Source organism: Sabulibacter ruber, assembly GCF_017355955.1.
Classification (GTDB): domain Bacteria; phylum Bacteroidota; class Bacteroidia; order Cytophagales; family Hymenobacteraceae; genus Nibribacter; species Nibribacter ruber_A.
Map to the genome: position 1 here is coordinate 1 of NZ_JAFFID010000029.1, position 433 is coordinate 433.

At 64.2% G+C, this 433-nt stretch carries 1 protein-coding gene; it reads left to right on the forward strand.

Going from position 1 to position 433, the window contains the following annotated elements:
• Nucleotides 1-158: 158 nt before the first annotated feature.
• Nucleotides 159-433: hypothetical protein (locus tag JT719_RS24305; RefSeq protein WP_207436386.1), on the forward strand; the 275-nt coding region annotated here is incomplete at its 3' end.

Consider the following 433-nt stretch of genomic DNA (forward strand, 5'->3'; position numbering starts at 1 on the left):
GGCTGATCAAAAATTGTCCTGATTAAAGCAACAATCGTTTTCTAAAGAGAGCGTTTATCCGAAAACCGTAAACACGTACTTCTTGGGTCACGGCAGGCACACAGAGAGCCAGCCACCAACCAGAGCCCCACCGGGGCACAGACCCAAGGAGAACCCCAATGACCATCCGCACCACAATCGCCGCCGCCGCCCTGTCCACCGTCGCCCTGCTGTCGGGCACCGGCTTCGCCGCCGACTTCGGCTCGCAGCTGAACGAGGCGCAGGTCGCCAGCCATCAGGTCGACCGGGAGACCCGCGAAGCGGTAACGCCGGCCCTGAACGCCGCCCAGTCCTTCAGCGCCTGGGGCGCTCAGGACCAGGCGCAGGACTACCTGAGCTACGCCCGTGCCAAGCTCGGCCTCTCCGACACGGCCATCGTCGCCACCCCGGTGGG